The following is a 6,496-nucleotide window of genomic DNA, read 5'->3' on the forward strand; positions in this document are numbered from 1 at the left end:
CGGGACCTGGCGGCAGCCCGGAACCCGCGCACTGGGCCCCCGGCGGTAGCCGGGGTGACCGGGACCGGGCGGCAGCCCGGAACCCGCGCCGGCACTGGGCCCCCGGCGGTAGCCGCACACGGGGTCGGCGGGCACGCACCGCCGGCCGGACACACACGGTGATCCGGACACGCACCGATCACCGACGCAGGCGGGTTTCCTCGGCCGGGCACGCCCGCTCGGTCGGGCACAGCGCGCGGCCGGGCGCGTGCACCTGGTCAGGAAGCCCGTGCAGCCAGGGACAGCACGTCGCCGGGCACAGCGCGTGACCATGTGGCCCCCGTGGCCGGGCACAGCGCGTGACCGCACACGAAGCCAAGCCGGGCACCGTGCGTGACCGGGCGCGGGCACGAGGCCACGCACCCTTCGGGACCGGGCGGGGCGCGGTCGGGACATGTGGGCGCCCGGACCGGTGGAGGTGCCAGGTGGACGGGTGGGGTGCGGTGAACGGTCCGCCGCGGACATCCACGTCGCCGGCCCGGGGCCGGGCGGTGGTCCGAAGTGCGTGATGTCGGTCAAAGTCTGCGACGCACCCGGATTCCGATCAAACGACCGAACACACCCGTGCACCGCTCTGGCCATTCCCCTTGGCGGTACACCGCCACAACACGCCCCCGACCGACACCGAACCCGGACCGGACCGATCAATAATCGGTCACTCTCTGGCACTTGATGAGGCGTCAATCGGTTACGGAAGCGACGTAATCGATGATTTGAGCAACTCGGTGTAGCAGTGCCTGTACGAAGCGTTATTCTCCTCAGACGCAAACCGGTACCCCTCCGTCGCTACGACGGGTGAACGGTCCCGTACTGCACGTGATGGAAGCTCTGCCTCTGGGAGTCCCGTGTACCCACACGTCGGGGTTGACGCCTCGGGCCTGGCTACGCTCCGCGCTACGGTCCTCGACCTGCTGCGCGGTCTCGTCCCCACCGCGTACGCCGGCCCCGCATTCGCCACCGCCGCCTCCGCAGGCCCGTGCTACGCGCTGGCCGAAGGTGGCGCCGCCGTGGGCAGACGTGGGCGCCCGTCCGCCGGGGCGACCGCCCGCCGCCCGGCCGCGGACAGCGACAGCGCCCGGATGATGGACCTCGTCGAGCGTGCCCAGGCCGGCGAGGCCGACGCCTTCGGCCGCCTCTACGACCAGTACAGCGACACGGTGTACCGGTACATCTACTACCGCGTCGGCGGCAAGGCGACCGCGGAGGACCTCACCAGCGAGACCTTTCTCCGCGCCCTGCGCCGCATCGGCACCTTCACCTGGCAGGGCCGCGACTTCGGCGCCTGGCTGGTCACCATCGCCCGCAACCTCGTCGCCGACCACTTCAAGTCCAGCCGCTTCCGTCTGGAGGTCACCACCGGCGAGATGCTCGACGCCAACGAGGTCGAGCGCTCCCCCGAGGACTCCGTCCTGGAGTCCCTGTCCAACGCCGCCCTGCTCGACGCCGTGCGACGACTCAACCCCCAGCAGCAGGAGTGCGTCACGCTCCGCTTCCTCCAGGGCCTCTCCGTCGCGGAGACCGCCCGCGTGATGGGCAAGAACGAGGGCGCCATCAAGACCCTCCAGTACCGGGCCGTGCGCACCCTCGCCCGACTCCTCCCGGACGACGCCCGCTGACCCGCCAACGCTCGGCGACATTCAACTCACCCTGAGTCACGTCATGTTGACTTCCCGACTCGATCCTCCGCCGTCCGTAACCGAAGTGCCGAGCCGCTCGTTGTGCGGGATACAGGCTCCCTGTGGTCACGCCTTGGCCCACGCTGATCACTCGATCGGGTGGGTGCGGGCGTGGGTGTGCAACTCTCAGGCCCCACGGGGAGTCGACCGTCATGACGAGAGGAGGTGCCGCCAGTGATCGCGAACGTATCGGCGCACCGGCGGGCGAACGCCTTCGCCCAGGCCCTGGAGGAGCTGTCCGACCAGGGCACGGCGGCCGAGCAGTCCGAAGGACCGGACCCCGCCCCGGCAACCGCGGAACAGACCGAGCAGAGCCGCCTGCTGGCTCTCGCCGGCGGTCTGGGCGCGCTGCCCCGGCCGGAGCTGGACCCCGACGTCAAGGTCGTCCAGCGGGCCCAACTGGTGGCCGCGATGGAGGCCATGATGCAGGAGGGCACCGCGGCGGGCGAGGCGAGTGACCTGTCAGTGCCCGGCCAGCGATCCCACCGGGCCAAAGGCGCCCACCGGGCGAGCGGCCTGGGGAAACTGCGGCCGCGCACGCGACTGACCAAGGGCCTGGCCGCCGGCGGGCTCAGCGTCGGTGTGGCCGCGGGAGCGTTCGGCGGTGTGGCCGCCGCCAGCTCCGACGCCCTCCCCGGTGACTCGCTGTACGGCCTGAAGCGCGGCATCGAGGAATTCAAGGTCACCTACCTGACCGACGGAGCCGACGAACAGGGACAGGCCTACCTCGACCTGGCCTCGACCCGGCTGAGCGAGGCCCGCCGGCTGCTGGACCGCGGCCGCGGCGGCCATCTCGACCCCGAGTCCGTCGGCGAGATCCGCCGCACCCTGTCCGGGATGCAGCACGACGCGTCCGAAGGCCACCGCCTGCTGCACGAGGCCTACGAGCGCGACCCCAACTCCCTCGGCCCCATCCAGGCCCTCTCCGCCTTCTCCCAGTCCCACCGCGAGACCTGGGGCGCGCTGCGCCAGAAGCTGCCGGTGCAGCTCGGCGACGTCAGTGACCAGGTGTCGTCGGTCTTCGACGCCATAGACGAAGAGGTGGCCCCGCTCCAGTCACTGCTCCCCCAGCCCCCGGCCTCGACCGGCGGCGGCAGACAGCAGGCCCCTGATGCTCAGCCGTCCTCCGGCCGGTCCGGGTCGTCCCGGCCCGCGCAGCCCAGCACCGGCACCGGCACCCACTCGGGCAGCCACCAGCCCGGCAGCGGCAGCCCCAGCACGTCGGCCGGATCCGGCAGCGAGAGCGGCGAGGGCCTGCTCGGCGGCACCACGGGCGGCCTGCTCGACCCGCCCAAGCCCAGCGGCAGCGCCTCGCCCTCCGAGAGCAAGCCGCCCGCCGACGGCCCCAACGTGACGATCCCGCCCCTCATCCCGGGCCTCCTCCCCGGCCTCGGCATCGACAGCCAGGACTCCAAGTAGGCACATGACGACGGGGGCGCCCTCAGTGCGAGGGCGCCCCCGTCGTCGTGGCACCGCCGGACTGACGTCCTGCGCGCCACGGCTCAGAAGAACACCGACCTGCGCTGCACCAGCAGCTTGTACAGCGTGTGCTGGATCTGCTCGCGTACCTGGTCGGTCAGGTTGAACATCAGCATCGGGTCCTCCGCCGCCTCCGTCGGATACCCGTCCGTCGGGATCGGCTCGCCGAACTGGATCGTCCACTTCGTCGGCAGCGGAATCGCCCCCAGCGGGCCCAGCCACGGGAACGTCGGCGTCAGCGGAAAGTACGGGAAGCCCAGCAGACGGGCCAGGGTCTTGGCGTTGCCGATCATCGGGTAGATCTCCTCCGCCCCGACGATCGAGCAGGGGATGATCGGCACGCCCTGCCGCAGCGCCGTGGAGACGAAACCGCCACGGCCGAACCGCTGGAGCTTGTAGCGCTCGCTGAAGGGTTTCCCGATGCCCTTGAAGCCCTCCGGCATCACCCCGACCAGCTCGCCCTGACCCAGCAGCCGTTCCGCGTCCTCCGCGCAGGCGAGCGTGTGGCCCAGCTTGCGGGCGAGCTCGTTGACCACCGGCAGCACGAAGACCAGGTCGGCGGCGAGCAGCCGCAGATGGCGCCCGGCGGGGTGCTGGTCGTGCACCGCGACCTGCATCATCAGCCCGTCCAGGGGCAGCGTCCCGGAGTGGTTGGCGACGATCAGCGCGCCGCCCTCCTTCGGGATGTTCTCGACGCCCTTCACATCGACCCGGAAGTACTTCTCGTACACGGGCCTCAGCAGGGACATCAGCACCTGGTCGGTGAGCTCGGCGTCGTAGCCGAAGTCGTCGACGTCGTAGTCCCCGGTGAGGCGCCGGCGCAGGAACGACAGGCCGCTCGCGATACGCCGCTCCAGACCCCCGCCTTCGCCCTCGCCTTCCCCGGGCCGGTGGGCGGCCGGCGCCGGTCCCGACCGCAGCTCCGGCCGGTCCTGGGTGTTCTCACCGGTCACAGGACCATCCTCGGGTACGGCCGTCCTGGCCGGCAGCGGCTGCACCTCCCGGACCGCCGCGGGCTCACCGCCGGAGCGCCGGCTCCCCGCGCTCCGGCGCCGCGACGGCCGCGCTCCGGCGCCCCCGCGGGACCGGTCGTCGTCGAACGGAATGACCTTGGCGTCCGCCATCGTTGCTGCGCTCCTCAGTTGGCGCTCTGCGTTGGGGGGTGGCCACTGCCCCGGCGGGACAGCGCGGCGATCCGGTCGACGGCCCCCGCAAGGGCCTCCGGCGGCAGCAGTCCGGGGCCGCGGCTGCGGACGAAGTCCGCGAAGGTCTCCGCGGTCGTGTACTTGGGTGTGAAGCCCAGCGTGTCGCGCATCTGATCGGTGGCCACGACCCGGCCGTGGGTGAGCAGTCGGATCTGCTCGGGTGAGAAGTCCGTCATTCCCAGCGTACGCACCAACGAGCCCGCCCACGTGACGGCGGGCAGCAGCAGCGGCACCGTGGGACGGCCCAGCCGCCGAGAGCACTGCGAGAGCAGCAGCACTCCGTCACCGGCGATGTTGAAGGTGCCGCTGTTGAGCGTGCCCCGGCGGGCCTCGTGCGAGGCGATCCGCAGCACCTCGATCACGTCGTCCTCGTGCGCGAACTGAAGCCGCGGGTCGTAGCCGAACACCGTCGGCAGGACCGGCAGCGCGAAGTAGGAGGCGAGCGGCGTGTCCACGGTCGGCCCGAGGATGTTGGCGAACCTGAGCACGCACACGGCCACGTCCGGCCGGCGCCGCGCGAAACCCCGCACGTACCCCTCGACCTCCACCGCGTCCTTGGCGAAGCCGCCGCTGGGCAGGGACTTGGCCGGAGTGGTCTCGGTGAACACCGCCGGGTCGCGGGGCGCGGAGCCGTAGACGTTGGTGCTGGACTTCACCACCAGCCGCTGCACGCTCGGGGACTTCTGGCAGGCGCCGAGCAGCTGCATGGTGCCGATGACGTTGGTCTCCTTGACCGTGGCCCGGCTGCCGCCGCCCAGCGCGGTGCCGGTCACGTCCATGTGGACGACCGTGTCGGCGCCGGTCTCGGCGAGGACCTTCGCGATGGTGGGCTGCCGGATGTCCGCCTGGATGAAGTCGGCGCCACCCAGATGGTGCTCGGGTGGGACCGCGTCCACACCGACGACCCGGTCCACCTGCGGGTCACGCTGGATCCGCCGTACGAACCGGCCCGACAGCCGGCGGGCCACTCCGGTCACCAGGACGACCTGTCCCACGATCAGCGCCTTCCTTCACGTCGCACACCGCGTTCCGCGTACGGCCAACCTATCGGGTCGATGTTGCGCTGTGATGACCACCGACTGCGAAAAGTGACTAAAAGGCTCCCACCAGGTGTGGAACGCGTGAGGCCCCCACCGGGCGAGGTGGGGAAAGCATGTGGCCCCCCACCGGGTGAGGTGGGGGGCCACGGACACGCTCTCGCGATGTCACGCACCGATCATGGCGCGACAGACGTCACTACTTCTTGTTGCGACGCTGGACGCGGGTGCGCTTCAGCAGCTTGCGGTGCTTCTTCTTGGCCATCCGCTTGCGCCGCTTCTTGATAACAGAGCCCACGACTACCCTCGCTCACTTCTCATCACTCGGTGTTTGGGCGCCATGGGCCCACACGACCTACGAGGGGCTAGCCTACCCGCCCGAGTGCCGAGGTCGTTAATCGAGGTGTCCGGAGGGACCCGGAAGCGCCCTGTACTGCCCGTACGGATCCCTCCCGACCGTCGTCAGGCGGTTTCCACCCCCACATAGCTCTCACGGAGGTACTCGTGAACCGCCTGCTCCGGGACGCGGAAGGACCGCCCGACCCGGATGGCGGGCAGATGACCACTGTGCACCAGCCGGTACACGGTCATCTTCGACACTCGCATCACCGAGGCGACCTCCGCCACGGTAAGGAACTGAACCTCGTTCAGAGGCCTCTCGCCAGCTGCAGCCATGACACACCTGCACCTTCCGCACTCGACGGCCACCGGCTTCCCCTTCCGGTGACTCTTCGTCGCTGCGTGCTCACTCCCCAGACTAGGGGCGGGTGATGCAAGTGGGGAAGAGGTGCACCCATCGGCGGCCTACTATGACAGACACGCTCGATTGAGCACGTAGCGGGTGAGCGGGCGGTAGTAGGCGGCCCGCACGGCGTCGTCAAGCGGAACGACGACGGACACGCGCCCCTCCGCCTGCCCCACGAACAACGCGGGATCGTCCGTGTCTGCGAGCCCCACGGCCTCGAACCCCAGCTGACCTGCTCCGCAGACCCAGCCGTGGTCTCCGATCACCAGCTCGGGCAGTGGGCCGCCGGCATCCGCGGCCCACTGCCCGAGCTGG

The 6,496-nt window shown here is 70.8% G+C and carries 7 protein-coding genes; 2 read left to right on the forward strand and 5 right to left on the reverse strand.

Annotation, left to right across the window (positions count from 1 at the left end; translation table 11 throughout):
* Positions 1-884: 884 nt before the first annotated feature.
* Both BZY54_RS43345 and BZY54_RS43350 read left to right on the forward strand, forming a co-directional pair.
* A complete protein-coding gene (locus tag BZY54_RS43345) occupies positions 885-1,655 on the forward strand; it encodes an ECF subfamily RNA polymerase sigma factor, BldN family (protein WP_086730854.1) in 771 nt (256 codons plus the stop codon).
* A 234-nt stretch (positions 1,656-1,889) separates the two neighbouring features.
* Positions 1,890-3,134, forward strand: a complete 1,245-nt coding sequence (locus BZY54_RS43350) for a DUF5667 domain-containing protein (RefSeq protein ID WP_086730855.1) — start codon at positions 1,890-1,892, stop codon at positions 3,132-3,134.
* 83 nt (positions 3,135-3,217) lie between these two features.
* On the opposite strand, the gene BZY54_RS43355 is transcribed toward BZY54_RS43350, so the two are convergent.
* The 5 genes from BZY54_RS43355 to BZY54_RS43375 form a co-directional block, all read right to left on the reverse strand.
* Positions 3,218-4,318, reverse strand: coding sequence for a lysophospholipid acyltransferase family protein (locus tag BZY54_RS43355; protein ID WP_086730856.1), 1,101 nt, complete (start codon positions 4,316-4,318; stop codon positions 3,218-3,220).
* A 14-nt stretch (positions 4,319-4,332) separates the two neighbouring features.
* On the reverse strand, positions 4,333-5,394 hold the full coding sequence (locus tag BZY54_RS43360; protein WP_086730857.1) for an NAD-dependent epimerase/dehydratase family protein: 1,062 nt from the start codon (positions 5,392-5,394) through the stop codon (positions 4,333-4,335).
* Between the two features lie 241 nt (positions 5,395-5,635).
* Complete coding sequence (locus BZY54_RS43365) at positions 5,636-5,734, reverse strand: 30S ribosomal protein bS22 (RefSeq protein ID WP_003948845.1); 99 nt, start codon at positions 5,732-5,734, stop codon at positions 5,636-5,638.
* Between the two features lie 164 nt (positions 5,735-5,898).
* The gene (locus tag BZY54_RS43370) at positions 5,899-6,111 is read right to left on the reverse strand and encodes a helix-turn-helix domain-containing protein (protein ID WP_004984898.1); all 213 of its coding nucleotides are present in this window, start codon (positions 6,109-6,111) and stop codon (positions 5,899-5,901) included.
* 132 nt (positions 6,112-6,243) lie between these two features.
* Positions 6,244-6,496: phosphatase (locus tag BZY54_RS43375; RefSeq protein ID WP_208640950.1), on the reverse strand; the 253-nt coding region annotated here is incomplete at its 5' end.

Source organism: Streptomyces carpinensis (genome assembly GCF_002154505.1).
GTDB lineage: Bacteria > Actinomycetota > Actinomycetes > Streptomycetales > Streptomycetaceae > Streptomyces > Streptomyces carpinensis.